The organism is Chthonobacter albigriseus (assembly GCF_013839445.1).
GTDB classification, from domain to species: Bacteria; Pseudomonadota; Alphaproteobacteria; order Rhizobiales; family Pleomorphomonadaceae; genus Chthonobacter; species Chthonobacter albigriseus.
The window spans coordinates 32060-56777 of sequence record NZ_JACDIT010000013.1; the positions used below are offsets into that span (position 1 = coordinate 32060).

The window sequence follows — 24718 nt, forward strand, 5'->3', positions numbered from 1 at the left end:
ATGTGATCGGCCTGACACTCCTGTCAAGCGGCCTGTTCGGAAGCGACAAGGGTTACCCCCCGTCCACACGCCGAGGCTCCACGGGATTCGCGGAGCCTGAATCGGAACTTGATCCTGACCAAGAAAGCTTGTCTGGTTTCAATAACTTATGTTCTGATCTTGAATCCGCGCGACCTGTCCGTCGAAACCTCCGGGTCAGGCTCTTCAAGCAGCATCTTCGCGGGCACGTTGAATCGAAGGCTGAAGACCACGCCGGAACTGTCGAAGGTCAGGTTGCCTTCCCCCATCGAGCGGGACACCTGACCGATCAGCCGCGAGCCGAACCCTCTGCGACTGGGCGCCGTCACGGCCGGTCCGCCTGTCTCCTCCCAGGTCAGGTCGACGGTGGTGGTCTCCTCCCCCGCCTGCAAACGCCAGCTGACCGCGACCCTTCCGCCGGGGACCGACATCGCACCGTATTTGGCGGCGTTGGTCGCGAGTTCGTGGACGATCAGGCCGGTCGACACGGCCAGTTCCGCGGGCACCTCGACGTCAGGTCCGTTCAGGCTCACCTGGTCTCCGAGACCGAGGTGGGTGAGTTCCGCCACAAGCAAGTCTTCCAGCCGGATAGACGACCATTGACGCTGCGTCAGCAGGTCCTGCGTTCGGGACAGGGCCGAAACCCGCTCGGTGAAACGGACGACCATGTCTGCCGGGTCGCCGTCCGGCCGGATCGTTTGGCTGGCGATCGATTGCACCACCGCAAGCGTGTTCTTCACCCGATGGTTCAGCTCGCGCACCATCAGGTCCTGGTGCTGGGCGGCCCGATGGCGCTCCGTCACGTCCGATGCCGCCGTCAACCTCAGGGCTCGACCGTCCGAAAGTGAGCCGAGAGCAACCGTGGCGAACTCCCAATACCGAGTCTCGCCCGATGGCGTCGTCACTTCGCGCTCCCGGCCTTCGCTCGGGAACACCACCGCCGGGTCGTGCTCGCCCCCTGAACCGGCGAGCGCCTGCCGGAACCATTCCGAGGCCGATCCGACAGCCCCGACGGCATAACCGGAGCGGCGAAACCAGCTCTCGCTGATCTCCAGGATCTCCCCGTCCTCGGCATGGAGCATCAAGGCGACCGGCGCCCGCCGCACCATGGTGCGGAGCCGCTCCCCGCTTTCCACGAGTTCGGCCTGCTGCTTGCGCAGTCCCTCTCCCATCCGGTTGAGAGCAGCCGCGATGGTTGCGAATTCCGCGGCCGTCTGAGAGGCGGGCTGCCCAACGGGATCTCCGCGCCGCCAGGCATCGGCGAGTTGGACGAGATCCTGGACCGGACGGCGGATCGAAACCTGCGCAACCAGAAGCACGACGCCGAAGGCTGCGACCGCCGCTGCCGCTAGGGCATAGAACCCGCGCCGGCGCGCGTCGGCGAGCGCTTCATAGACCGTGACCGCCGACAGACCCGAGCTGACATAAAGGCCCACCGGCGAAACGGTCGCCGGCTTGTAGGACTGGATGCGCCGGGTACCGTCCTGGCTCATGATTTCCGCCGTGCCCGGCTCGCTCCCGGTGACCCACCGCAGGTAGGGTTCGGGAATGCGCTGCCCGACGAAATCGTCCGGCCGAGGGTTCCGGGCGAGGATGACGCCCTCCCGGTCGGCGATCGTCAGTCCCCCGCCCGCCGGAAGTGACCAGCGGCCGACCACCTCGTTCAGGAAGGCAAGGTCGAGCCCGAGAGCCACGACGCCGGTGACAGTCCCTGCCGCGTCGCGGATCGGCAAAGCGAACGGCAGCACGCGCCGTTCCGGTTCAAGACGGCTTTGAGTGAACACGCCGACCACGAAATCCCCGGTCCGCAGGGCTTCCTGGAAATAATGCCGGTCGGCGTAGTTCATCTTCCGCGCGCCGGGCTTGTTCAGGCACCGAGCATCGCCGTGGGGATCGAGCACGGCGATGATGGAAAGGTGGGGCAAGCGGTTAGCCAGGGCATTCAGGTACGCCTCGCAGGCCGGCTCGTTGAAGTCGCGCACGATCGGCGCCGTGGAGATGGCGATGAGCAGCGTGCGCATACTCTCCACCAGCCGTTCCATCTCCGACGTTGCACGCTGGGTCTGCAACACCGCCGCCTCGAAGACCTCGCGGTCGCGCGCGGTCTTCAGGTCGGAACTGAACACCAGGAGCACGAGTCCGGCCGGCACGAAGGCCAGCGCCATCAGACCGAACAAGCGCTGCGTAAGGCTCATGGCCTACTCCGGTCGGAACAGATGCAGATGCGTCGGGATCGAGTTGGAGACGAGCAGCCCGCCACCACCGGCGGCGGAAGCGAAACAGGTGCGAGGCACAATTGTCGAACAAAAATGCCGCCGGTTCCAGAGGCCGATTGCGGCCGTCTCCGGCCGCGAGCACCGCGACCTTGCCTACCAGTCGAAGGCGTCCGTGACCCGTCGCCGGCCCATCAGAAACGAATCCGCCACGATGCGCAGCGGGGCGGCGTCGACATCGCTCGACGAGGATGCGGCGAGAGCCGCGAACCGGCGGTAGATGTGACGGTACTCCTGGTCCGCTTCCTCAACGAGCGAGACCCCGTCCACCGACAGGCAGGTACCGCCACGGGTCAGAACGATGCGGGAGCCGCTGGCGGTTTCCACGTCAATCGTCCAGGTCTGCTCGCCTTCCTGCCGCCAGTCGAACTCGGCCGTGAAGCTCTCCACCCCGGCGTCGGCAGGTGCCCGCATCGTCAGTGAAGCGGCGATCGGCGTATCGCGATTGGCAGGGAAGAGCAGTTCGGCGCTGCTGACGAAAGTCGCGAATGGAAGCGCCTTCGTCAGGATCGAGATAGCATTGATGCCTGGGTCGAACACGCCGAAGCCGCCGGCCTGCCAGATCCATTCCTGGCCTGGATGCCAGCGTCGCACATCCTCCTTCCAAGTCACGGCGACGCGGGTGATGCGCTCGCCGGCAAGCCGCGCCCGCGCTTCGTCCACGGCCGTGTTGAACTGCGAATGCCAGGTGGCGAACAGCGTCCGGCCCGCCGATGCGGCCAGCTTCTCCAGGTCGTCGAGTTCCATCAGGCTCGCGGTCGGCGGCTTTTCCATGAGCACGTGCTTGCCGGCCTTGAGCGCTTCGCGGACATAGCCATAGCGCACATCGGGCGGGGTGCAGATCGCCACCGCGTCGAGATCCGGCAGCGCCGCCAGCATTTCGGCCTGGGTGCGGAAGGTCGGAACGGACCCGTGGGTCACCCCGCGCTGGCTGACCAGGGCGGCAAGCTCGAAAGTCCCCGTCTCGGCGATGGAGGGCAAGTGCTGGTCGACGGCGATCTTGCCGACGCCCACGATACCGATCGTCTTCTTCATGATGCTCCTCCCTCACGCCGGCGGCTGCCCGTTCCGGGTCGATATGCGCCGCGCAACACTCCTAACCGGCCCAGTTCTTCCCGCCAAGTCGTCTTGACGGAACACGAGCGGAGACTGGAGCGGATCCCGATCGCCCCTCGCCGCGTTAGGAAGCGTCCTCTCGCCGCGGGAAACATAATGGAAGTCGAAGCCGTCCATCCGGGTGAACCACAGCCAGCCCGTGGAAGCGTCGTTCGCGCGACCGCTCTCGTCGCGCTCGCCCTCATGATCATGGGGGTGCTCTACTTCGCCCGCGAGATCCTGGTGCCGCTCGCCCTCGCCGTTCTCCTGAGCTTCGCGCTCGCCCCGCTCGTCCGCATGATGCGCGATGTCGGCGTGCCGCGTGTCTTTTCCGTTCTCCTGGCCGTGGTGGCCGCGTTCACCCTGCTCTTCGTCCTGGGTTGGCTGATCACCGCGCAGGTGTCTGAACTGGTTCGCGACCTTCCCCAGTACCAGACGACCGTGCAGCGCAAGATCGCTTCGCTGAAGGGCGCGACGGCAACCAGCGGCGCCCTCGAGCAAGTCTCGGTGTTCCTCAACACCGTCAGCGCCGAACTGGAAACCGCCGACGAGCGCGCGCCGCCGGCGCAGAGCGCTCCGACCGCCGATCCGAAGCCTGTCCCGGTGACGGTGCTCGAACCGTCGCCCGGCGCCTTCTCCACGCTGGCCGCATTGCTGAGACCGCTGATCCACCCCTTCGCCATGACCGGGATCGTGATCATCTTCGTGATCTTCATCCTGATGCAGCGCGAGGATCTGCGGAATCGCTTCATCAAGCTCGTCGGCACCCGCGACCTGCAGAAGACGACGGCGGCCATCGACGACGCCGCACGCCGTCTCAGCCGGCTGCTCCTCATTCAGCTCGCCATGAACAGCATGTTCGGCGTCGTGATCGGTGTCGGTCTTTGGGCGATCGGCATCCCGATCCCGATTCTGTGGGGTATTCTTTCCGCGGTCCTGCGCTTCGTACCCTATATCGGCGCCTTCATCAGCGCGGCCCTGCCGCTCGCTCTTGCCGCCGCCGTCGATCCCGGCTGGACCATGCTCGCCTGGACGGCGGCGCTGTTCTTCATCACCGAGCCGATCGTCGGCCATTTCGTCGAACCGCTGGCCTACGGGCGCACGACCGGCTTGTCGCCCGTCGCCGTCGTGGTGGCGGCGACCTTCTGGACCTGGCTCTGGGGACCGATCGGATTGCTTCTGGCCACCCCGCTCACCGTCTGCCTCGTCGTCCTCGGCCGGCATGTGAAGGGATTGTCCTTCCTGGAGGTGCTCCTGGGTGACAGGCCCGCGCTCTCTCCACCGGAACTCTTCTACCAGCGCGCGCTCGCCCGGGATTCCGTTGAGATGATCGGCGTCGCCGAGCAGATCCTGAAGGAGCGTTCCCTGTCTGAGTACTACGACCAGATCGCCGTGCCCGGGCTTCGCCTCGCCGCCGAGGACGCCGAGCGTGGGCTCGTGGGGGACGAGCGCTCCGCCAGGATCCGGGAAACCGTGGAGGAGGTCGTCGACGACTTGGAGGTGTACGACGACATCCAGCCCGAGCGCACCCGCACGGTGGATCCGGAAGCGGAGGCTGCCGTCGAGAGCACCGCAGACCGGGCTGAGGTACGCGTCGTCGCGCCGGACCGGCTGAGACCGGAGTGGGCGGGCGAGGCACCGGTTCTGGCGATCGGCGCCGAGAACGAGATCGACCACGCGGCGGCGATCATGCTGCGCCAACTCGTCGCCAAGCACGGCATCGGAACCCGCGCCGAGGGTCCCGATGCGCTTTCGGCGCGCAGGATCTTCCAGGTGGGTGGTCGCGACACGCGCGTCGTCTGCCTGATCGCCCTATCGACGACGCACGAGATCCAGTTGCGCCGTTCCGTCCGCCGTGTCCGCCGGCGTCTGCCGGGCACCGAGATCCTGCTCGTGACCCCTGGCATCGCCAACCCCGGCATCGCCCAGGCGATCGGCGCCGACGCCAACGTGTCGAGCTTCCACGAAGTCCTGGAGCGCGTTGTGGCGGCGGCCGAAGCACCGGAGGCAGCAGTTCCTGAGCCGGAAACGCCGCCCGCGGCGGAACTCGCCTGATCCTCAGCGGCCGGGCGTGTATTTGCGCCAGTCGTGCTCCTCGCGGAAGCCGAGAACCTCCCGCGCCTTGCGGTTGGAGATCGGCGCCTCGAAGCGCCCCATCTCCCGGGTGATCGGCACCCCCGGCGAATAGGTGGCGAGGAACTCGGCTGTCGGAAGGTCGGCGGTGATCGTGTCGTTCACCGCGTTGAACACCTGGAACCCCAAGCCGTCCTTCTCCAGGCAGAGGTGGACGATCTGTCCGAGATCGCGCGCGTCGATGTAGCTCCAGGCGTTCCGCTTGCGCGACATCGGATTGGCGACGAAGCCGGGGAAGCGGTCATACTCGTGCGGCTCGATCACATTGCCGATCCGCAGCGCGTAGATATCCGCTCCGGTCCGCATGGCGAAGGCGCGGGCGGTCTTCTCGTTCACCAGCTTGGAGAGGCCGTAGGAGTCCATCGGATCGATGTCGTAGTCCTCCTCGAGCGGGAACGCGTGGTAGTCCTTGTCCCCTTCGGCGAAGCAGACGCCGTAGGTGGTCTCGCTCGAGGCGATGATCACCTTGTGAATCCCCAGCTTCACCGCGGCCTCGATCACGTTGTAGGTGCTGACCACGTTGGCCTTGAAGGTCTCGTTGTCCGGCTGGATCAGGATCCGCGCCACGGCCGCGAAATGCACGACGGCGTCCACGGGAGCCGGACCACGGCCGGTCTCCAGCCCCTCGAAGCCGAAATGCATCGAGAGCGCGTTGAAGGCCTGACCGCTGTCGGTCAGGTCCGTGATCAGCGTGTTGACGCCGGGCTGGTCGAGCGGCTTCAGGTCGAGGTTGAACACCTCGTGTCCGTATCGCAGCAGCTCGGGAATGACATGGCGGCCGGCCTTGCCGCTGCCGCCGGTGAAGACCACGCGCTTTGCCATGGAAGCCTCTTCGTCTGATGGGAGCGGCGATGCCCGTCAGGGCATCAGCTGACCGCCGTTCACCTCAATGACCTGACCTATCACATACGGGCTCAGCCGGTCCGAAGCGAGAAACAGATAGGCGCCGACACAGTCCTCCGCCCGGCCGAGCCGCCCCTGCGGAATGGTCGCAAGCTGCGCGGCAAGCTGGGCCGCGGTCGAGTAGCGCTCGTGGAAGGGCGTCTCGATCACCCCCGGGGCGACGGCGTTGACGCGGATGCCCATCGGGATCAGCTCCTTGGCCATGCCGCGGGTGACGTTGGAGACGAACGCCTTGCTGGAGCCGTAGACCCCGGCCCCGCCGCTGGCGCCGTTCCGGGCGGCGACGGACGTGGTGTTGATGATGAAGCCGCCCTGCCGCTTCAGGAACGGGATCGCTGCCCGCGACGCCGTCAGCACCGAACGGGCGTTGAGATCCATCACCGCGTCGTAGTGCTCGTCCGTCATGTCGGCATAGGGAACCCGGGCGACCATGCCGCCCGCGTTGTTGATCAGGCCGTCCAGCCGGCCGAAGGCGGCGGCGGTCTCCTCCACCACCCGCACGACCTCGGGCGTCTTGGAGGCATCGCCTCGCACCAGGTGGACGGTGCCGCCGATCGAGCGGATTCGCTCCGCAAGGGCCTCGGCAGCCTCCACCGACGAATGGTAGTGAAGCCCCACGAGGCAGCCTTGCGTGGCGAAAGCGACCGCGAGCTCGGCGCCGATGCCGGTCGAAGCACCGGTGATCAGTACGGCCTTGCCGGCGAGATCGGGGATGGTGGGCCAGGCCGCGGAGGAATCGGACATGAGAACGTCCTTGGGATGCTGCGCCCGTGAGAAGAACGGGCGCTGGGGAACCGACGCCGTGAGTTAGGGCGCGCCGCCGAGCGGCGGCAAGTCCGCATTTTCCGCGAACCGCACGCCCGCCGCTCTCAGGTCGTCTCGTCCTGCAGCCGGCGCGGGTATTCATGTACGGGCGGCAGCCGGTGATGCAGGGCCGCGTAGGCGACCAGGCTGAGGCTCCCGAGCGTGATCACCGGGAACAGGATCGCCGGAGGCATGCCGCCGGCGAAGGCGATGATCGGGACTGCTCCGGCCGGCGGGTGCGTCACCCGCAGCGCCAGCATGGCGAAGATCGACAGCCCGACGCCGAGCGCGGCGGCAAGCGGAAGCCCCGGCGCGACGGTGTGAACCGCGACCGCGATCGCCCCCGCCACGACATATCCGCCGACCACATTGATGGGCTGCGCGAGCGGGCTGCCCGGTTGGCCGAACAGCAACACCGCCGTCGCCCCGAAGGGCGCGATCAGCAGCGGAAGCTCGGTTGCCGACGCCAGGCCACCCACCAGTCCCATCCCCACGATGGCCCCGGTTCCCGACTTGAGATGGTGAGCAAACTGACCCTTCGGCTCATGCCGCACAATAAAACGCCTAAGTCGCTGAAACATACGGCACCCCGGCCCCGGATAATGCCGCCGTCTTTAGCAGTGCGCTCAATAATCAGGCAATTGGCATCCCTGACATCGCCCGCCGGTAGGCCCGCGTCATCCTGACCCGACAGGCCCGGCGGACGCGTCCAGCCGGTCCAGCACGCCGAGCAGGATGTCGGTATGCGGCCCGCCTTCAAGGCAGTGATGTGCGCCGTCGAGGACGACATGGTCGATCGCCCGCGGAAGCATCAGGTTGAACTCCAGCACGTTTTCGTCCGGGGTTACCGTATCGAGCACACCCACCACGGTGCTCACCGGCATCGTGAGGCGCTCCGCGACCTCGAAGATGTCGTGCCGAGGCCAGTCGACGAGCGCCCGCGGCAGTTCCGTGCGGAGCGAATCCACACCCTGCGGATGGTGCTTCGCCCTCGCCTCCAACTGGCGCCGTCCGCTGGTGAAAGTCGCGACGGCGAGAACATGCCGGGTGATGGAACGAAGCTCCGTTGCGGCAAGGTGGCTCACCGCATAGCCGCCCATGCTGTGCCCGGCGAGCGCGATCTGGTCGGCGCGGCAACCGTAGTCGCCCGCGTGCTCCAGCGCCCAGCGCACCGCCCTCAGCGTATCCCGGACATGGCCACCGATGGTGAAATCCGCGCCGCTGCCTGCGCTGGCGTTGTGGTCGGAGTTGCAGAGATCGGGAATGACCGCGCTGTAGCCGCGCAGCAGATAGGGCTCGGCGATCTTTTGGATGTGGGGCGCTTCAGAGGCCCCGTTTCGTCCATGGGAAATCACGACGAGCAGGCCGTTCGGGGCCAACGCCGGCCGCTGCACCGTCACCGTCATCCGCGGCGCGTCGCTCTGTGGGCTCTCATCGGTTCCGAGCGTGAAGATGTGACGGTTCATGCGATGGCCGTGCTTTCAAGATGAGGGCTGGCGAAACCGAGCCGCCGCAGCCCGCGCAGCACCTCCGGAGCCCTCATGAACAACGACCAGAGCAGCCCGGACCGGTGGTTCTCGATCATCACGACGATCGGACCCTGGTCGATGGCGAGATGGCTGGTCGCCACCCAATCGCGGCCCTGGTTGAACGCGTCGAGGAATCCATATGTTCCGAACAGCGTGGAACCGAGCCGGTCGTGGAAATGCCGCGCCGCCTTCATCGACAGATCCGGCACATAGGGGAACGACGCCAGCGCCGCCGTGGGTGTGATCACGCCGTGGTCGTTCGTCGGGGAGTGGGCGTTGTAGCCCTCGTGATTGTCGCTCGCCGTCAGCCCCCAGCAGTGCTCGTCGTATCCAGCAAAACCGTTGGGATTGCGCCTGCAGTGCGCGTGGTTGACCAGCGCATGCGCCCGGTTCTGTTCGAAGTAGTCGGCGTAGCGGTCGACCAGCCCGCGGGGATCGAGCCCCATGAAGGAATAGTGGGCGAAGAACAGCGGCCCGCCACCATCCGGGCCGAGCGGTAGCACAACGCCGTCGTAGCTCTTGCCGTTGCGGAACTCGGGCGCGGTCGCCCACGAGCCGTGGTAGGTCTCCGGAGCAACCGGAAAGGTCGGCGACGAGGCGGCGAGCACGTGCGTGATCAGGCATTCGTTCCAGCCTCGCACCGCATGGTTCATCGCCGTGCCGTGCACGGGGCTCCAGTGCCAGAGCAGCGCGCCGTCGGCCCGCAGGTGATGGCTCCATTCGACCGCTCGCCACAGCGCGTCGATGGACGCGGCGAGATTGGGCTCGCCGCTGCGGACCCATTCGCGCGCGGCCAGGAGGCCTGCCATCAGAAACGATGTCTCGACCAGATCGCCCCCGTCGTCCAAGGGAGAGAACGGGATCGTCCGGCCGGTGGAGCCGTCGAGGAAATGCGGATAGACACCGTGGAACCGGTCCGCGGTTTCCAGGAAGCCGACGATCCGGGCGATCTGCGCCACCGCCGCGTCGCGTGAAATGAAGCCGCGCTCGGCCCCGGCAATCAGCGCCATCACCCCGAAGCCCGTGCCGCCGGTCGTGACGGTCTCCAGCGCCGAATAGCCGAAGGCGCCGGCCGACCGCTCGCGCGCCATGCCGCTCACCGGGTGGGCGAACGCAGTGAAGTAGTCGAGGGTCCGGCCCTGGATGAGGTCGAGGAGTGCGTCGTCGGAAAGAGATGCGGTCATCGTCGAGGGAACATCCAAGTTGTCGCTAGCTGGTGACGGCAACCGCGCCGTCCTTCGTCCAGATCAGGTCGACGCCCTGCTCGGCGCGGGAGTTGGCGCCGAGGAAGACGCGAAAGGCGCCGCCGTGCCAGTCGCGCCGGCAATCGGCCACATGCTCGGCGACCGACGTCGCGAGGTCCGCCGCCGTGATCGCGAACGACACGGTTCTCGCCTCGCCCGGAGCGAGCACCAGCCGCTCGAACTGCACCAGCCGCCGGCTCGGCCGACTGATCGGAGACACGGGCGCCCCGACGTAGAGCTGCACGACGTCCACGGCTGGGCGGTCACCGTCGTTGCGAACCTCGCAGGAGATGACGGCGCGGTCCGCGTCGCCCGAAAGGCTAGTCCGGTCGGCCGTCACCGGGCCATAGCGGACGGCGGAATAGGAAAGGCCGAAGCCGAACGGGAACAGCCCGTCGATCTGCTCCGGGCCGTCCGGCAGATCAAGGTAACCGGTCCTGAACTTCTCGAAGCGGCCGGTGTAGGGGCGTCCTGTCTTGGGTTCGCCGTAGGCGATCGGCACCTGGCCTTCGTGGAAGGGCAGCGTCACCGGCAGGCGGCCCGCCGGTTCCGCATCGCCGTAGAGGAGATCGGCAAGCCCATGCCCGGTTTCCGTGCCACCGAACCACGCGTAGACCACCGCGTCGGCTGTCGCCGCTTCCTCCGTGATCACCAGCGCCCGGCCGGCGAGGATCACCAGGACCAGCGGTTTGCCGGTCTGCTTCAAGTCGGCGACCAGTCGCCGTTGACCCGCGGATAGCCTCAGGTCCGCACGGGACGATGACTCGCCGGAGTACTCCTTGCTTTCGCCGAGCACCGCGACCACGACGTCCGCGGCCTCGGCGGCGGCGATCGCCTCCGCGATCAGCACGTCGGCCGTTCGGGGATCGATGCTGACCGACAGGTCCCGACGGTCGTGGACGTTGAGCCGGTCGGCCAGGACGGGGTCGTCCACGATGTTGCAACCGCGCGCGCAGACGATCCCGCCACCCTGCCCGATCGCCTCTAGAAATCCGTCCAGGATGGTCACGGCGTCGCTGGACCGGCCGCTGACCGCCCAGGTGCCATTCATGTTGACGCGGTCGTTTGTCAGCGGACCGACCAGCGCGACCTTCGCCGACCGCGACAGGGGCAGCACGCCCCCTTCGTTCTTGAGAAGCACGCAGGCATCCGCCGCCGCCCTGCGGGCGACCGCCCGATGGGCGGAAGGAAGCTCCGCGGGCGGTTCTCCTGCCTTCAGCCGCCGATAGGGGTCGTCGAACAGTCCCAGCTTGGCTTTTGCCTCCAGCACCCGGCGGCAAGCCGCCTCGATCAACGACGCATCGAGCAGCCCGGCTTCGACGCTTGCCTGGAGGGTGTTCAGATAACTCTCGCCGACCATGTCGAGATCGACGCCGGCCTTGACCGCGGCCCGTGCGGCCTCCGCATGGCTGGCGGCCATCTGGTGGCCCATCAGTTCGTCGACGCCGGTGTAGTCGCTGACCACCAGGCCGTCGAAACCGAAGCGCCCGCGCAGCACCTCCTCGATGAGGACGCGGTTGGCGTGCATCGGCACACCGTTCAGGGTGTTGAAGCCGGCCATGATGCTGCCCGCCCCCGCCTCGACGCCGGCTTTGAACGGCGGCAGGTAGACGTCGTGCAGCCGCATCGGGCTCATGTCCGCGCCGGCATAGTCGCGCCCGGCCGCCGCCGCGCCATAGGCCGCGAAATGCTTGAGGCACGCCATCGTGGCGTCCGGCCGGGAGAGATCGTCGCCTTGGAATCCCCGCACCATCGCCTCGGCATAGCGCGAAGCGAGCACCGGATCCTCCCCCGGGCTTTCCGCCATCCGCCCCCAGCGCGGATCCCGGCAGACGTCCACGACGGGCGCATAGACCTGGTCGATGCCGCCGGCGGTCGCCTCGACGGCGGCGATCCGCGCGGTCTCCTCGATCAAAGAAAGGTTCCACGTCGCGGCCATGCCGATCGGGATCGGAAAGATCGTCCGGTGACCATGGACCACGTCTTCGGCGAACATCAGCGGGATTGCGAGCCGCGACTGCAGGGCCAGATCCTGCAGGGCGCGCACGGCGGCCGGCGACTTGACGCCGAAGATGCTGCCGATCCGCCCGGCTTTGACCTTCTCTGCGACGCCGGTGTTGACGACGCTGCCGGTCAGCGTCTCGCCGCCGGGGGTGACGAGGTTCAACTGGCCGATCTTCTCGGCGAGTGTCATTCGAGACAGGAGGTCGTCGATCACATCGGTCTTCGAAGCCATTGGACCTCAGCCTGGAACGCTCATTCGGCGGGAAGGTGCACGACCGCGTCGGGCTCGGAGACGGCCCGGATGACCCGTCCGCGCGAGATCGTCCGGCGCTGGTCGACGACCGTAGCGGCCCGGGCGTTGACCGGCCGCAGCGCCGCGACGCCATCGGAGACCACCAGCATGGTGCCGTAGAACGGTACCCCGGTGCTGTCGGCCGGGGGCACCGGCTCGTGCATGACGCTGATCACGACCGCCATCGGGCAATGCTCCTTCACCAGCCGATGGAATCGATCGCGGGCCCCCTTGTCCAGCGCCGATGTGGCCTCGTCGAGGAAGATCACGTCGGGCTTCTGGATCAGGATGCGGGCGAGGATCAGCTTCTGCTTCTGCCCGCCCGAGAGAACTTCGTCCCAGCGCCGCCCGCGGTGGAACTCCGCCGACAACAGCGTCGCGAACTCGCCGAGGCCCACGAGGCCCATCACGGCGGCGATCGCCAGATCGTCGTGCTCGGCTTCGATGTCCGGCATGGTCAGGAGCTGCCGCAGCGACGTCTGCGGCAGGCGGAAATCCTGGCAGGCGTAGAAGTGCTTGGCGCCCGGCCGTGTCACCACCTCCCCGCGTCCGTAGGGCCACAGCCCGTTCATCGCCTTGACCAGGCTGGACTTGCCGCACCCGGACGGCCCGGAGACGAACACCCACTGCCCCGGCTCGAAGTCCAGGGCGGGCACCGTGAGGAAGGGCTTCGCATCGTGCCCCTGGTGCATCAGCTCCAGCCCGCGGATCGCGAAGGCCGCAACATCAGGCCGCTGCACATGGCGGAAGTCGGAGATCCCGGTCTCCTCGTAGAAGGTCTGGGTGTCCTGAACCAGCTCGATGGCCCGGGCGAGTTCCGTGATGCGCGACGCGCTGGCCCTGAGGCTCGCCACGTCCGGCATCACCTGGATCAGCCAGGAGCAGTCGTTGATCAGCTCGTTGACGAGTTCGGATCCCGTTATGTAGCCGCGGAACGTGATTCCGCCCTGCATGTACGCCGGCAGGATGGGGATGTAGGACACCACCCGCTGGGTGACGAAATTGTAGAAGAGGTTGAACGACAGGAAGCCGGCCGACACCGTGTTCTGCCGCCGCCATGTGCTGTCGATCGCGGTGTAGTGGTGGGCGTGAATCCGCCGTTGGACCCGCTCGCCGAACGCCGCCGCCACCTGCAGCCACCGACGCGTCAGCATGGCCAGTTCCGCGCGATAGGTCCCCTCGCTCTTCTGCATCTCCACATTCAACGCCTGGATTTTCCGCCCGATCCAGAGCGCCGCGAAGGTGCAGGTCGGCACGTAGACGCCGATCACGAAGAACACCAGCACGAGCCCTGCGTAGTTGCCGAGGAACTCCAGCCCTTGCACGGGCGTGGACATCTCCAGGATCTTCTCGCCGACGAAGTAGACCGAGGTCACGACCCCGATCAGGCCGACAGCCAGGCCGAGGGCGCCGCCCGTGACGACCTTCGTCGCCTCCTGGATCCGCTGGTCGACGTTGTCCGGCAACCGACCATCGCCCGCCTGTCCGTTGCTGAGCAGATGGAAGTAGGCGCGGCCGTCGGAAAACAGAGCGTCGTTGAACTGCCCGTCCAGCCAGCGCCTCCAGCAGCGATGCAGCGACGTCAGGAGGTAGTGGCGCACGCCGAGGAAAACGACCGTCTTCAGGGCGGCGAAACCGATCAGCAGCAGGGCGTTGTTCAGGATGTCGTCGAACGGGGAAACGTTGGGCTTGTCGTGGAAGCTCGCGATCGAGGCGATGAAGGCACCGGAGGCTTCCGCCACCCACACGCCGCTCTTGCTGGCCGCAGCGGTCAGCGCCACCACGGCGACCGTCAGCAGCCAGGCTTCCTTCCACCGATCCGACAGCCAGTAGGCCTTCATGAGGCCTGAAAAGCTGGTGAGAGACGACACACGCGTTTTCAGCGCCGACCCTTCCGCCGCGGCTACGATACGCGCCGCGGACAACTCCTGCGGAACCCCCCTGGCTCCTGCGCTTAATCGATTTAAGCAGCGTGCGTCCGAACTGTCAAAAAATCCTTAAGGTTTGTTGATTCAGCATTAATTTGCCATAATTGATTGACGGGAAAGGGAAATCCTATTCCGCCCGACTTCGGTTTCAGGCAGATTGCTACGAAACTCTCTCGATCTCTGTTGCCAGCGGGCAACGGGCATCGCGGCCATGGAACGCCCGGCGCTCCAAGCTCGTTGAACCGGTTTGGAGAGTGAGCAACCATGTCGACACCGACCCCCGGCCCCGAGACGCCCACCCCCGGTCCGCTTCCTGACATTCCGTCTCCCCCGATCGGCGAACCCATGAGCCCGCCTCGACCCGAAGAGGCTCCCGATCGCAGTCCGGACGAGATCCAGCCCCCTGCTCCGGACCCATTCCCGTCGCCGCGCCCCATGGAGGAGCCAAGTCCGGTGGACATCCCCGTCGAGGCGCCGGGTGGGATGCCCGACGAGATCCAGCCGCCCGCCGGCTGAGGTTCGAAAGGTCGAATCGGCGACCGGTCGTGCTAGGCTGGCCGCCTGTTCGTTCGCAGGCGCGATCGGGATCGGTGCGCATCGCTGGCTCAGTCGACGGTTCCACCGCTTTTCATTATCTGAAAATTGAAGTATCGATGGACGATCGATCTGTCAGGTTGCTTTCGGACTCCATGAGCCCCCCTCCCCCCACGGCCGCTGCCACGATCCCCGCGGACTCCACCGCGCCCGTCCCTCCGGACATGGCGGTCGAACGCAGGCCGCACGCGCGTGATGCGAGCCTTGTCGGCATCGGGCTTATCGTCGCCTCGACGATCTTCTTCTCTCTCGGGGATGTCGCTGCCAAGGCGATGACAGCGACCTTGCCGCCGCTGCAGGTCGCCTGGTTCCGTTATCTCTTCTTCTGCATGCTCGTCGTACCCACCGTGATCGTCATGCACCGGGGTCAGGCATTCGCCACGCGGCGGCCGCACCTCCAGGTGATCCGCGGCCTGATGGTGTCGATGTCGGCCGCATGCTTCATCCTGGGGCTGAGTTATCTCCAGGTCGCGGACAACACGGCGATCGTCTACCTGTCGCCCTTGTTCATCACGGCTCTATCCATTCCCATTCTCGGCGAGAAGGTGGGCCTTCGCCGCTGGACAGCCACGGCGGTAGGCTTTTCGGGCGTGCTTCTCGTGGTCCGGCCGGGCAGCGACGCCTTTCAACTGGCAGCGCTGTTTCCTGTCACGTCCGCCTTGATCTGGGCCTTCGGCGCCTTGCTGACACGCCACATGTCGGACGAGCGTCCCGAGACGACCCTGGCCTGGACCGCCCTCACGGGCTTCATCAGCCTGTCGCTACTCATGCCCTTCGTCTGGGTCGATCCGAACCTTCAGGAGACTGGCCTGGGTTTCATCAACGGCCTGGGATCAGCGATCGGGCACACTTTCGTCGTGTTCGCGTTCCGCCGTGCGCCCGCCTCGACGCTGGCCCCGTTCTCCTACATTCACTTGCTCTTTTCCACGACGCTCGCCTATCTGGTCTTCGGCAACGTCCCCGCCGTCTGGACCGTTGCCGGCGGCATTCTGATCGCGGCCAGCGGTCTCTACATCGCTCACCGCGAGCGCCTGCGTCACCGAGCCCGCTGACGTCAAGGCGACCGCGCTTCGTCCGGTATCAGTCGTCGCGACTGTTCCGGCCGCTGTCACGTCCGCCGCTGCGCCCACCGCCCGACTCATTCTTGCCGGACCGCCCGGAACGACCGCCGAGCGCACTGGAAACCCGGTCACCGACCCCGGAAAGGGCGCCGGTCACCCCACCGAGCAGCCCGCCTCGGTCGGTTGACGACGTGCCCGAACTGGACCGACTGCTCTTTCCGGCGCTCTTGCCGCTCTTGCCGCTCTTTCCGGCCGCAGCTTGCCGCTCACCGCTCGACGACTGCACCGAGGGCGATCCGCCGACCGGACTACGGCGCTCCCGATATCCACCGGCCCGGTCCTGGTATGGTCGGTCGACGGGCTCGCTATCCCGCGGCGAAAGGAGCCCGAACAGGATCCAGGGACGGCGACGTTCCTCCAGTACCTCACGCGCCGTTCGAACGGTGCCGGCGCGCGGCCGCCTGGGCTTCTTGGCTCGGACCTTTGCGGCCCTTTGCTTGGTCACGGCGGGAGCATCCCGTTGGTCCATGCGCTCCTGAACCAGCATCGTCTGCTGCACGGCGGAATCGGTGGGAAGCACCGGACGGCTTGGCGGCAGAGGCGGATAGAGCGCCGTGGTAACCGCGGCCGTTGTCTCGTTCAGGTCTGAAGCCTCGGCCGGTGCGATCGCTGCCACCTCCACTGGCTCAGCCGGAGGCTCGTGCGCGGGCGGAACAACGCGATCCGCCAGTCCGGACCAGGATGGCCCTACGCCGGCTTCATCCCGAACAGCGGTCGCGCTGCGCGGCTCGATCCGCAGGGCTGCGATGCTTCCTGTCGGCTCCTCTATCTGCCGTACAGGTTCAGGTGCTGCAACCATCGCCGGACTGGGTGACGGAGGCGAAACCGGTCGTTGTTCGACCACCTCCGCCTTCTTGAGCGCGTTCAGGAACCTGGCATCCACGTCGGTCAGCCAGAACGCCGCGAAGACCGCCGCGACCGTGCCCAGTCCGGCCGCCAGACCGAAACGCGGCCTTGCGCGGGCTTCGCCTTGCGTCGGATCGGGAAGGCTGTCCGCGGACGGCTCGGGAAGGAAGCGGATGGCCGTCTGCGGACGCGCCGGCGCAGGGTCGGAGGGCGCAGCCACCGGCGTCGCTGCCGCTTCGGCGGCGGGCACGTCGGCCCCGACGACAGCAGCGGCGGGAAGCGCAGGACCGGCGACCGGTTTGCCGGAAGGCACGGCGGCACTGCGAAGCGGGTCCGTGCTCTTCAGGAAGCGGATCTGGCCATCGTCGACTCGCGCCGCCGTCAGGATGCCGGTCCGATAGGCGCCCGTGTCGATGCAGATCCGATGCGGGCGTACCAGCGGGACGAGCGAGGCGACATGGCCGTGAACGACGCGCAGGCCCGCCGGTCCGACCGGCCCGTCGGCGTGGTCCACCATGAAGAGGAGATCGTCCAGCGACTGCCGCTCGGGCGCCAGACCGGGGCGCAGCCCGGCATGCACGTAGACGATCGCGCCGTGTCGCACGGTCAAAGGAAGCTGCTTGAGGAAGGCGACATGATCCGCCGGAACGGCTTGGCGCGCGAGATCCGCGAGGGCTTTCAGGTCCGATCGCCGGCGAATGCGCTCTGGAACCTCCAGGCCATAGGATTCCAGCGTCTCCCGTCCGCCGATCCGCAGCCAGTCGCCATGGGAGGTCGGATCCTCGAGGAAGGCGACGAACAGCTGCTCGTGGTTGCCGCGCAGGCAGATCCGCTCGAAACCGGCGGGCGGCGGTCGCTTCAGATGCTCGATGACGCCGGACGACGACAGGCCACGGTCGACGTAGTCGCCGAGCATCACGATCGTCTTCGCCCCCGAAAAGCCTGCCGCGTCGGCGATGATCCTCTCTTCCAGCTCGCGCAATTCAAAGAGCGAGCCGTGCACGTCCCCAATGGCATAGACGAGCGTATCGGAGTCCAACGTCAGGTGGACGGTGAGGGAAGGATCCGGTTGAGGCCCGAACCCGGCTGGACGAAGCGCGGTACGCATGGGCTGATCCGATCAGGATTAACCCCCCGTTAACTTAACTCACGAAACGCCGTTTTATTCCACCACGGAATGCAACTCCCGTGAACGGCAAAGCCCGGCAGGGACGTCCGTCCGACCGCCGGGCTTGCTCGGGAAGCCTGTGGTTCAGGCCGCCAGCGAATGCTCGGGCGGCTTCATCGCTCCGGTCATGATCGCCACCGCGTCCGACATCGAGATCTCCTTCGGGCGCACGACGGCGATCCGCTTGCCGAGGCGATGGATATGGATCCGATCCGCCACCTCGAACACGTGCGGCATGTTGTGGCTGATCAGGACGATCGGCAGGCCGCGGCGCTTGACGTCCAGCATCAGCTCCAGCACGCGGCGGGATTCCTTGACGCCGAGGGCGGCGGTGGGCTCGTCAAGGATGACGACACGCGACCCGAAGGCGGCTGCCCGGGCGACTGCGACGCCCTGGCGCTGGCCGCCGGAGAGCGTCTCCACCGCCTGGTCGATGTTCTGGATCGTCATCAGGCCCAGCTCGGAGAGTTTCTGCCGAGCCACCGTGCGCATCGCGTTGCGGTCCAGCATCCGGAACCACTGCCCGAGCGGCCCCTTCTTCCGGATCTCGCGTCCGAGGAACATGTTGTCCGCGATGGAGAGCGCGGGGGAGAGCGCCAGGTTCTGGTAGACGGTCTCGATGCCGGCGGCGCGCGCCTCCAGCGGCGAGGTGAACCGGACGTCCTGGCCCATCAGTTTGATGGTGCCCTCGTCCGGCGTGATGGCGCCGGAGATCGCCTTGATGAGCGTCGACTTCCCGGCCCCGTTGTCGCCGATCACCGCGAGGATCTCGTTCGGCATCAGGTCGAAGTCGGCGTTGTCGAGGGCGGTCACTCGGCCATAGCGTTTGACCAGACCGCGGGCGGTGAGAAGGGGTTCGCCGGTCATTTCGAAACCTTCCTGATCCACTGGTCGATGGCGACGGCGGCAATGATCAGAACGCCGATGAGGAGGTAGGTCCACTGCGGGTCGGTGCCGACGAGGCGCAGCCCGAGCGAGAACACGCCGACGATGAGCGCGCCGAACATCATTCCCATGATCGACCCGCGGCCGCCGAACAGCGAAATGCCGCCGATCACCACCGCTGTGATGGATTCGATGTTGGCGAACTGGCCCGCCGTCGGCGAAACCGAGCCGATGCGGCCGATCAGGGCCCAGCCGGCGAGGGCGCAGATCAGCCCGGACAGCGTGTAGACGCTGATCAGCATCCGCTCGGTGCGCACGCCCGACAACTCCGCCGCGTCCGGGTCGTCGCCGATCGCATAGACGTGCCGCCCCCAGGCCGTGTGGTTGAGCACATACCAGAGCAGCGCGACCAGGAGCACCATGGCGATGACGCCGAAGGTGAACACGGCGGTGCCGATGCGGAAGTTACTGCCGAAGAACTGCAGCAGCGGCGCAGTCGCCTCGATGTCCTGCGCCCGGACCGTCTCGTTCGCCGAGTAGAGGAAGTTGGCGGCCAGGAAGATCTGCCAGGTGCCGAGCGTCACGATGAACGGCGGCAGCTTGATGCGCGCCACCAGGAAACCGTTGATGAAGCCACACAACGTGCCCACCGCCAGGCCGCAGAGGATCGCCAGCGGCACGGGGACGCCGTAGTGGAAGACGAACTTGCCCATCACCACCGACGACAGGACCATAATGGCGCCCACCGAAAGATCGATGCCGGCGGTCAGGATCACAAGCGTCTGCGCCGCGCCGACGATGCCGACGATGGCGACCTGCTGCAGGATCAGCGTCAGCGAGAAGGCCGAGAAGAACTTGTCCCCGACGATCAGTCCGAAGCCGGCGATCGAGAGGATCAGAACGATCAGCGGCACTGCCGCGGGATTGCCGTGGAGATAGTGCTGGGCCGATTGGATCCAGGTCCGCTCGGAGTGATGGTCGAACGAGGCGACGGACGTGTCGCTTTGGTCGAGCACCTTCTCGAACTCTTGAGCGCCGCTCATGGCATGCTTCTCCCTGCAGCGCTTTGGCAAGCGCCGGTTATCCAAGGGGCAGCCGATCGGCTGCCCCTCTTTTTGTCAGGAGTTTATCAGAACAGTCCGGTGGCGTTCAGCCCCAGCACTTGTCCATGCCTTCCTTCACGCTGATCGACTGCACACCTTCGGCGGGCTTGTCGGTGACCAGCGAGACACCGGTGTCGAAGAAGGCCTTGCCCTCGGTCGGAGCAGGCTTCTCACCGGTCTCGGCGAACTTCTTGATCGCCTCGATGCCGAGAGCGGCCATCAGCAGCGGATACTGCTGCGAGGTGGCGCCGATCACGCCGGCTTCGACGTTCTTGACGCCCGGGCAGCCACCGTCGACCGAGACGATCAGCACGTTCTTTTCCATGCCCACGGCCTTGAGGGCCTCGTAGGCGCCCGCCGCGGCCGGCTCGTTGATCGTGTGGACCACGTTCACGCCCGGATCCTTCTGGAGGAGGTTCTCCATGGCCTTGCGGCCGCCTTCCTCGTTGCCGTTGGTGACGTCATGGCCGACGATGCGCGCGTCGTCCTCGTCGCCGATCACGTTGGCGTCCTTGGTGTCGATGCCGAAGCCCATCATGAAGCCCTGGTTGCGCAGGACGTCGACGGTCGGCTGGGACGGGGTCAGGTTGAGGAAGGCGATTTTGGCATCCTTGGCGCTGTCACCCAGCGTCTTCGCGGCCCATTCGCCGATCAGCTTGCCGGCAAGCAGGTTGTCGGTGGCAAAGGTGGCGTCGGCAGCGTCGGCCGGCTCCAGCGGCGTGTCGAGCGCGATCACCAGGATCCCGGCGTCACGGGCCTTCTTGACGGCCGGGACGATGCCCTTGGTGTCGGAGGCGGTCAGAAGGATGCCCTTCGCGCCGTCGGCGATGCAGGACTCGATCGCCGCGACCTGGCTCTCGCTGTCGCCGTCGATCTTGCCGGCGTAGGCCTTGAGCGTCACGCCAAGCTCGCCGGCCTTGGCCGTCGCGCCTTCCTTCATCTTCACGAAGAACGGGTTGGTATCGGTCTTGGTGATCAGGCAGGCGCTGACTTCCTGCGCCATGGCCGGCGCTGCGCCAAGAGCGATGAGGGCCGCGCAGCCGAAAAGGGCCGTCTTCAGACGGCTGTTGAACGACGTCATGAACTATCCTCCCAAGAATTTCTGGCCGGATCTCGTGGACCGGCTCGACGGCCTCCGTCCTCCCGACGGCCGACCTGCTCTATGGGTGGCACGGGTCCAGGAACCTGTCAATAAATAAATCCACCTGATTTAAATATTGACTTGCCCTTGTCGTAGCCGCATCGTCCAGCGAATAGGCAGCCGAGAGCACAAGTTTTGATCAACAAGACGGGCTCGGCATCTGCTTAAAAGCAGGCGGCGCGCCGGGGGGCGCGCGCCGGCTTCGGGCAGCGCATCTGCCTGCTTGGGGAGGACCATCATGAGCACGAGCGACGGGCGCTTTCGCGCCGTCGATCTCGATCGCGGCACCAACCAGAACGGGGTCCGGCTCTACAACGAGCGCCTCGTGCTTTCGCTCGTCCGCCGCAACGGCGCGATGCCGAAGGCCGAGTTGGCGCGCCTCACCGGGCTTTCGGCTCAGACCATCTCCGTGATCGTCACCCAGCTCGCATCCGACGGGCTCGTGAAGCGCCAGGCCCCGCAGCGCGGCCGTGTCGGACAGCCCTCGGTGCCCTTCGCGCTGAACCCGGACGGTGCCTACGCCTTCGGTCTCAAGATCGGCAGGCGCAGCGCCGACCTCGTGCTGATCGACTTCCTCGGCCGGGTCCGCCGGCGCGTCCACACCGCCTACCCCTACCCGCTGCCCGAGGCCCTTATCGAGTTCGCCGTCAGCGGCATGGAGCGCATGTCCACCAACCTGACCGAGGCGGAACGTCAGCGCATCACCGGCCTCGGCGTCGCGGCGCCTTACCAGCTTTGGAACTGGGCCTACGAGGTTGGGAGCCCGCCGGGTGCGTTGGAGATCTGGCGCAGCACCGACATCCGCCGCGACCTGGAGGCGATCCTCCCCTGGCCGGTCTACCTCTGCAACGACGCGACCGCAGCCTGCGCGGCCGAACTTGTGTTCGGGGACAAGGGTGGCCTTCGCGATTTCGTCTACCTGTTCGTCGGCTCCTTCATCGGCGGCGGACTGGTGATGAACGGCGCTCTCGTGCCGGGAACGGGCGGCAACGCCGGCGCCATCGGCTCCATGCCGGTTCCGGGGGCAAACGGCCAGATGCAGCAGTTGATCCGCCGGTCCTCGCTCTATCTCCTGGAGAGCCGCCTGATGCAGGCCGGAAAGGAGTCCGGCTGGCTCTGGAGCGATCCCGATTCCTGGACGGAAGCGGGCGAGGAGGTCGACGAGTGGATCCAGATCGCCGCCGAGGGGATCGCCCACGCCGTCACGTCCGCGACATCCGTCTACGACTTCCCGGCCGTCGTCATCGACGGCGCATTCCCCGTTGCCGTGCGCGAGCGTCTGGTCGCCGCCGTGACGACCGCGCTCGACCGCCACGATCGCCAGGGCCTTTCTCCCGTCACCGTCCTGCCGGGCAGCATCGGGGCCGGTGCCCGGGAGATCGGCGGCGCCAGCCTGCCGTTCTTTGCCAACTTCGCCATGGATCGCGAAGTGCTTTTGAAGGAGTCCGCGTGATGTTGAAGGGCATCGACCCGCGCCTCGGTCCTGACCTGCTGCGCACGCTTCGCGCCATGGGCCATGGTGACGAGATCGCCATCGTCGACGGCAACTACCCCGCCGAAGCCCACGGCCGCAGGATCATCCGCGCCGACGGCCTCGGCGCGGTGGACATGGCGGACGCGATCCTTTCGGTGATGCCCCTGGACGACTTCGTCGAGGCCACCGCCTTCCGTCCGGGCATCCGCAACCAGCCCGACCGCCGAGAACCCATCTTCGACGACTTCGAGGCCGTCATTGCCCGTCACGAGCCGGGCAAGGCCCTCGTGCCCCTTCAGGGAGAAGCGTTCTACGCCCGCGTGCGGGAGGCCTATGCAGTTGTCGCAACCACGGAAAGCCGGCTCTACGGCAATCTGATCCTGCGCAAGGGCGTCATTCGGCCCGGCTGACCGGGCCGCCAGCCTCCCGGTTCGCCTTTCCTCCGCTGATTTCCACGTGCCACCAGCGGGGACGAGCGGACCTGTAGGAATGTGAAGTCGGTACGAAATCTTTAAGGGCCGGCCGGTCGAAGGCGCCGACCACAAGCGCCACCACCGGCGCGTCGTCGATGGCCCCGATCGTGCTGCCGCATCGCGGGCAGAACGCCCGGCTTGACCAGTCCGAAGTCCGGTAAACCGCCGGTTCTCCGCCCGGCCCGGTCCACTGGACCCTTTCCTTCGCGCACTCCACCCAGGCGACCGTCAACGCACCGGAATGCCTGCGGCAGATCGAACACGAGCAGGTGTGCGGCTTCTCCAGTGGCCCGGAGACCTCGAAACGGACGCTCCCGCAAAGGCATCCGCCGCCATGTATCCTCCTGCCCATCCGCATCCCCTTGCCGTGGCGCTGACCGCCGTTGTCCCCGAGGAAAGGATGTCCCGGTGCTCGCCGCCTGTCCAGGCGCCCCCGCTTTACATCTGATTCACTGTGGCCACCGCCTTAGGTTGCATCCGTGATGTCGCCGTGGGAGCCTCCGCCGATCAGAACGGGGACCGGCGATGCAGAAGACGATTGAACGACTGGCGGTTCTCGCCACCCTCCTCCTGCTTGCCTGTCACCCGGCGACAGCCTCCGCTTGCGAACTGGGCGATCCCGGGACCGACCTTTCCGTCATCCTCGACCGCTGCGACGAGGAGATCGCCGCCAACCAGCTGGCGGGTTCTGACCTTGCCGATGCGCTGCACGTGAAGGCTATGGCCCACTTCTACTTCGCCCATTTCGACGAAGCCGCGGCGCTGCTTGGGACGGCCCACACGTTGAAACCGCGGGATCCTTCGATCCTTGCCGATCTCGCCAGCTCCCATTCGGGTCGCATCGATCACAGAGCGGTCGATCGCGTCCTGGCGAAGGCCTTCGAACTCGACGCTGATTTCGCGCCCACCTGGCGCGCGGCGGGGATGGTGAAGCTGATCAGGTGCCATTGCGCGGACGCCGTCCCGCCGCTGACGCGGGCACTCGAACTGCTGCCTGAGGATCCCCATACGCTCCGGATGCTGGCGCAGACCCTGTTCCTGTCCGGTGATAGAGACCAGTCCTTCCTCGTTTTCGACCGCCTGCTGGCCCAGGGCGAAGACAAGCTGTCGAAGATCTGGACCGCCGGCGCCGATCCAGCCACCCGCGATTTCGTGGCCGAAACACACTCCATGTTGGCGGCCTACCAGCGGATGGCCGGGCGGGTTGACGCGGCGATCGCCAATCATGAAATCGCGCTCGGGCGGCATCCGCGGCACATGACCTATATCCTCAGGTACGCCGACACCTTGAGCCGGCTGGACCGGGACTCCACCGGGAAGGCGCTGGCCCTTCTCCAGAAGGCCTGGACCGACGACTTGCACCACTGGCGGATCGCCGGGGAACTGGGCTTCATCAGCGGGCTTCTGGGGAACCGACATGACGCGACCGCCTGGCTCCTCGAGGCCGAGAAACTCGGGCCGATACCGTTCGACTTCCATTGGAAGCGTGCGAAGACGCGAGCGCTGACCGGCGATCAGGTCGGAGCACTCGCCGACCTGGAAGCCGGCTTCGCGATGTCGCCGACGGAGATGAACCGGGCGATCTACTACATGACCGAGACCGGCTACCTCATGGAAATGCCGGGGGTTCCCTCGGAAACACTTTGGGCGAATGCCGTGTCGGCCTGCCTCCTCGATCGGGATTGCTGAA

General features: G+C 66.7%; 19 protein-coding genes. 5 read left to right on the forward strand and 14 right to left on the reverse strand.

What is annotated here, in order from left to right; genetic code table 11:
- Window positions 1–146 precede the first annotated feature (146 nt).
- Window positions 147–2213: a sensor histidine kinase gene (locus HZ321_RS21040; RefSeq protein ID WP_181704385.1), complete on the reverse strand. Its 2067-nt coding sequence runs from the start codon at window positions 2211–2213 to the stop codon at window positions 147–149.
- Between the two features lie 174 nt (window positions 2214–2387).
- Entirely contained in the window at window positions 2388–3326 is a 939-nt protein-coding gene (locus HZ321_RS21045) for a Gfo/Idh/MocA family protein (RefSeq protein ID WP_194304098.1), read from the reverse strand.
- 177 nt (window positions 3327–3503) lie between these two features.
- Between HZ321_RS21045 and HZ321_RS21050 the strand changes: the two genes are divergently transcribed.
- Window positions 3504–5441 (forward strand): AI-2E family transporter, encoded by a 1938-nt coding sequence (locus tag HZ321_RS21050; RefSeq protein ID WP_181704386.1) that lies wholly within the window; start codon window positions 3504–3506, stop codon window positions 5439–5441.
- A 3-nt stretch (window positions 5442–5444) separates the two neighbouring features.
- On the opposite strand, the gene HZ321_RS21055 is transcribed toward HZ321_RS21050, so the two are convergent.
- The 7 genes from HZ321_RS21055 to HZ321_RS21085 form a co-directional block, all read right to left on the reverse strand.
- Window positions 5445–6341 carry an NAD-dependent epimerase/dehydratase family protein gene (locus tag HZ321_RS21055; RefSeq protein WP_181704387.1) on the reverse strand — a complete coding sequence of 299 codons (897 nt, stop codon included), beginning with the start codon at window positions 6339–6341 and terminating at the stop codon, window positions 5445–5447.
- A 36-nt stretch (window positions 6342–6377) separates the two neighbouring features.
- Window positions 6378–7166, reverse strand: coding sequence for an SDR family NAD(P)-dependent oxidoreductase (locus HZ321_RS21060; protein ID WP_181704388.1), 789 nt, complete (start codon window positions 7164–7166; stop codon window positions 6378–6380).
- A gap of 125 nt (window positions 7167–7291) precedes the next feature.
- Window positions 7292–7807: an HPP family protein gene (locus HZ321_RS21065; protein ID WP_181704389.1), complete on the reverse strand. Its 516-nt coding sequence runs from the start codon at window positions 7805–7807 to the stop codon at window positions 7292–7294.
- A 96-nt stretch (window positions 7808–7903) separates the two neighbouring features.
- Window positions 7904–8632 (reverse strand): alpha/beta hydrolase family protein, encoded by a 729-nt coding sequence (locus HZ321_RS21070; protein WP_181704390.1) that lies wholly within the window; start codon window positions 8630–8632, stop codon window positions 7904–7906.
- Window positions 8633–8688: 56 nt separating this feature from the next.
- The gene (locus tag HZ321_RS21075) at window positions 8689–9939 is read right to left on the reverse strand and encodes a glucoamylase family protein (RefSeq protein ID WP_206682819.1); all 1251 of its coding nucleotides are present in this window, start codon (window positions 9937–9939) and stop codon (window positions 8689–8691) included.
- Window positions 9940–9964: 25 nt separating this feature from the next.
- Window positions 9965–12235 (reverse strand): beta-glucosidase BglX, encoded by a 2271-nt coding sequence (gene bglX / locus HZ321_RS21080; protein ID WP_181704391.1) that lies wholly within the window; start codon window positions 12233–12235, stop codon window positions 9965–9967.
- A 20-nt stretch (window positions 12236–12255) separates the two neighbouring features.
- Entirely contained in the window at window positions 12256–14166 is a 1911-nt protein-coding gene (locus tag HZ321_RS21085; RefSeq protein ID WP_342343899.1) for an ABC transporter ATP-binding protein/permease, read from the reverse strand.
- A 647-nt stretch (window positions 14167–14813) separates the two neighbouring features.
- Here HZ321_RS21085 and HZ321_RS21090 point away from each other — a divergent pair.
- Window positions 14814–15869 carry an EamA family transporter gene (locus HZ321_RS21090; RefSeq protein WP_181704392.1) on the forward strand — a complete coding sequence of 352 codons (1056 nt, stop codon included), beginning with the start codon at window positions 14814–14816 and terminating at the stop codon, window positions 15867–15869.
- A gap of 28 nt (window positions 15870–15897) precedes the next feature.
- On the opposite strand, the gene HZ321_RS21095 is transcribed toward HZ321_RS21090, so the two are convergent.
- The 4 genes from HZ321_RS21095 to HZ321_RS21110 all read right to left on the reverse strand — a co-directional run bounded on the left by HZ321_RS21095 (window position 15898) and on the right by HZ321_RS21110 (window position 21021).
- Window positions 15898–17892 carry a metallophosphoesterase family protein gene (locus HZ321_RS21095; RefSeq protein ID WP_181704393.1) on the reverse strand — a complete coding sequence of 665 codons (1995 nt, stop codon included), beginning with the start codon at window positions 17890–17892 and terminating at the stop codon, window positions 15898–15900.
- A gap of 144 nt (window positions 17893–18036) precedes the next feature.
- Window positions 18037–18819 carry an ATP-binding cassette domain-containing protein gene (locus tag HZ321_RS21100; protein ID WP_181704394.1) on the reverse strand — a complete coding sequence of 261 codons (783 nt, stop codon included), beginning with the start codon at window positions 18817–18819 and terminating at the stop codon, window positions 18037–18039.
- Window positions 18816–19880 carry an ABC transporter permease gene (locus HZ321_RS21105; RefSeq protein ID WP_181704395.1) on the reverse strand — a complete coding sequence of 355 codons (1065 nt, stop codon included), beginning with the start codon at window positions 19878–19880 and terminating at the stop codon, window positions 18816–18818. The genes HZ321_RS21100 and HZ321_RS21105 overlap by 4 nt, the downstream gene beginning before the upstream one ends.
- A 106-nt stretch (window positions 19881–19986) precedes the next feature.
- Window positions 19987–21021 carry a sugar ABC transporter substrate-binding protein gene (locus HZ321_RS21110; RefSeq protein ID WP_181704396.1) on the reverse strand — a complete coding sequence of 345 codons (1035 nt, stop codon included), beginning with the start codon at window positions 21019–21021 and terminating at the stop codon, window positions 19987–19989.
- 298 nt (window positions 21022–21319) lie between these two features.
- On the opposite strand from HZ321_RS21110, the gene HZ321_RS21115 reads away from it, so the two are divergent.
- Window positions 21320–22534: an ROK family transcriptional regulator gene (locus HZ321_RS21115; protein WP_181704397.1), complete on the forward strand. Its 1215-nt coding sequence runs from the start codon at window positions 21320–21322 to the stop codon at window positions 22532–22534.
- Window positions 22534–22965: an RbsD/FucU family protein gene (locus HZ321_RS21120; protein ID WP_181704398.1), complete on the forward strand. Its 432-nt coding sequence runs from the start codon at window positions 22534–22536 to the stop codon at window positions 22963–22965. Before HZ321_RS21115 ends, HZ321_RS21120 begins: the two co-directional genes overlap by 1 nt.
- Here HZ321_RS21120 and HZ321_RS21125 read toward each other — a convergent pair.
- The gene (locus tag HZ321_RS21125) at window positions 22949–23386 is read right to left on the reverse strand and encodes a GFA family protein (RefSeq protein ID WP_342343900.1); all 438 of its coding nucleotides are present in this window, start codon (window positions 23384–23386) and stop codon (window positions 22949–22951) included. The genes HZ321_RS21120 and HZ321_RS21125 overlap by 17 nt on opposite strands.
- Before the next feature lie 167 nt (window positions 23387–23553).
- Between HZ321_RS21125 and HZ321_RS21130 the strand changes: the two genes are divergently transcribed.
- Window positions 23554–24717, forward strand: coding sequence for a tetratricopeptide repeat protein (locus HZ321_RS21130; protein WP_181704399.1), 1164 nt, complete (start codon window positions 23554–23556; stop codon window positions 24715–24717).
- The last annotated feature ends 1 nt before the right edge of the window (window position 24718 follow it).

What these genes read in the sequence shown, in the direction of transcription:
- HZ321_RS21130 (WP_181704399.1), top strand. Translation starts at nt 23,554, where the DNA reads ATGCAGAAGACGATTGAACGACTGGCGGTTCTCGCCACCCTCCTCCTG.
- HZ321_RS21050 (WP_181704386.1), top strand. Translation starts at nt 3,504, where the DNA reads ATGGAAGTCGAAGCCGTCCATCCGGGTGAACCACAGCCAGCCCGTGGA.
- HZ321_RS21060 (WP_181704388.1), bottom strand. Translation starts at nt 7,166, where the DNA reads ATGTCCGATTCCTCCGCGGCCTGGCCCACCATCCCCGATCTCGCCGGC.
- HZ321_RS21120 (WP_181704398.1), top strand. Translation starts at nt 22,534, where the DNA reads ATGTTGAAGGGCATCGACCCGCGCCTCGGTCCTGACCTGCTGCGCACG.
- HZ321_RS21115 (WP_181704397.1), top strand. Translation starts at nt 21,320, where the DNA reads ATGAGCACGAGCGACGGGCGCTTTCGCGCCGTCGATCTCGATCGCGGC.
- HZ321_RS21045 (WP_194304098.1), bottom strand. Translation starts at nt 3,326, where the DNA reads ATGAAGAAGACGATCGGTATCGTGGGCGTCGGCAAGATCGCCGTCGAC.
- HZ321_RS21095 (WP_181704393.1), bottom strand. Translation starts at nt 17,892, where the DNA reads ATGCGTACCGCGCTTCGTCCAGCCGGGTTCGGGCCTCAACCGGATCCT.
- HZ321_RS21055 (WP_181704387.1), bottom strand. Translation starts at nt 6,341, where the DNA reads ATGGCAAAGCGCGTGGTCTTCACCGGCGGCAGCGGCAAGGCCGGCCGC.
- HZ321_RS21105 (WP_181704395.1), bottom strand. Translation starts at nt 19,880, where the DNA reads ATGAGCGGCGCTCAAGAGTTCGAGAAGGTGCTCGACCAAAGCGACACG.
- HZ321_RS21075 (WP_206682819.1), bottom strand. Translation starts at nt 9,939, where the DNA reads ATGACCGCATCTCTTTCCGACGACGCACTCCTCGACCTCATCCAGGGC.
- HZ321_RS21100 (WP_181704394.1), bottom strand. Translation starts at nt 18,819, where the DNA reads ATGACCGGCGAACCCCTTCTCACCGCCCGCGGTCTGGTCAAACGCTAT.
- HZ321_RS21040 (WP_181704385.1), bottom strand. Translation starts at nt 2,213, where the DNA reads ATGAGCCTTACGCAGCGCTTGTTCGGTCTGATGGCGCTGGCCTTCGTG.
- bglX (WP_181704391.1), bottom strand. Translation starts at nt 12,235, where the DNA reads ATGGCTTCGAAGACCGATGTGATCGACGACCTCCTGTCTCGAATGACA.
- HZ321_RS21110 (WP_181704396.1), bottom strand. Translation starts at nt 21,021, where the DNA reads ATGACGTCGTTCAACAGCCGTCTGAAGACGGCCCTTTTCGGCTGCGCG.
- HZ321_RS21070 (WP_181704390.1), bottom strand. Translation starts at nt 8,632, where the DNA reads ATGACGGTGACGGTGCAGCGGCCGGCGTTGGCCCCGAACGGCCTGCTC.
- HZ321_RS21065 (WP_181704389.1), bottom strand. Translation starts at nt 7,807, where the DNA reads ATGTTTCAGCGACTTAGGCGTTTTATTGTGCGGCATGAGCCGAAGGGT.
- HZ321_RS21125 (WP_342343900.1), bottom strand. Translation starts at nt 23,386, where the DNA reads ATGCGGATGGGCAGGAGGATACATGGCGGCGGATGCCTTTGCGGGAGC.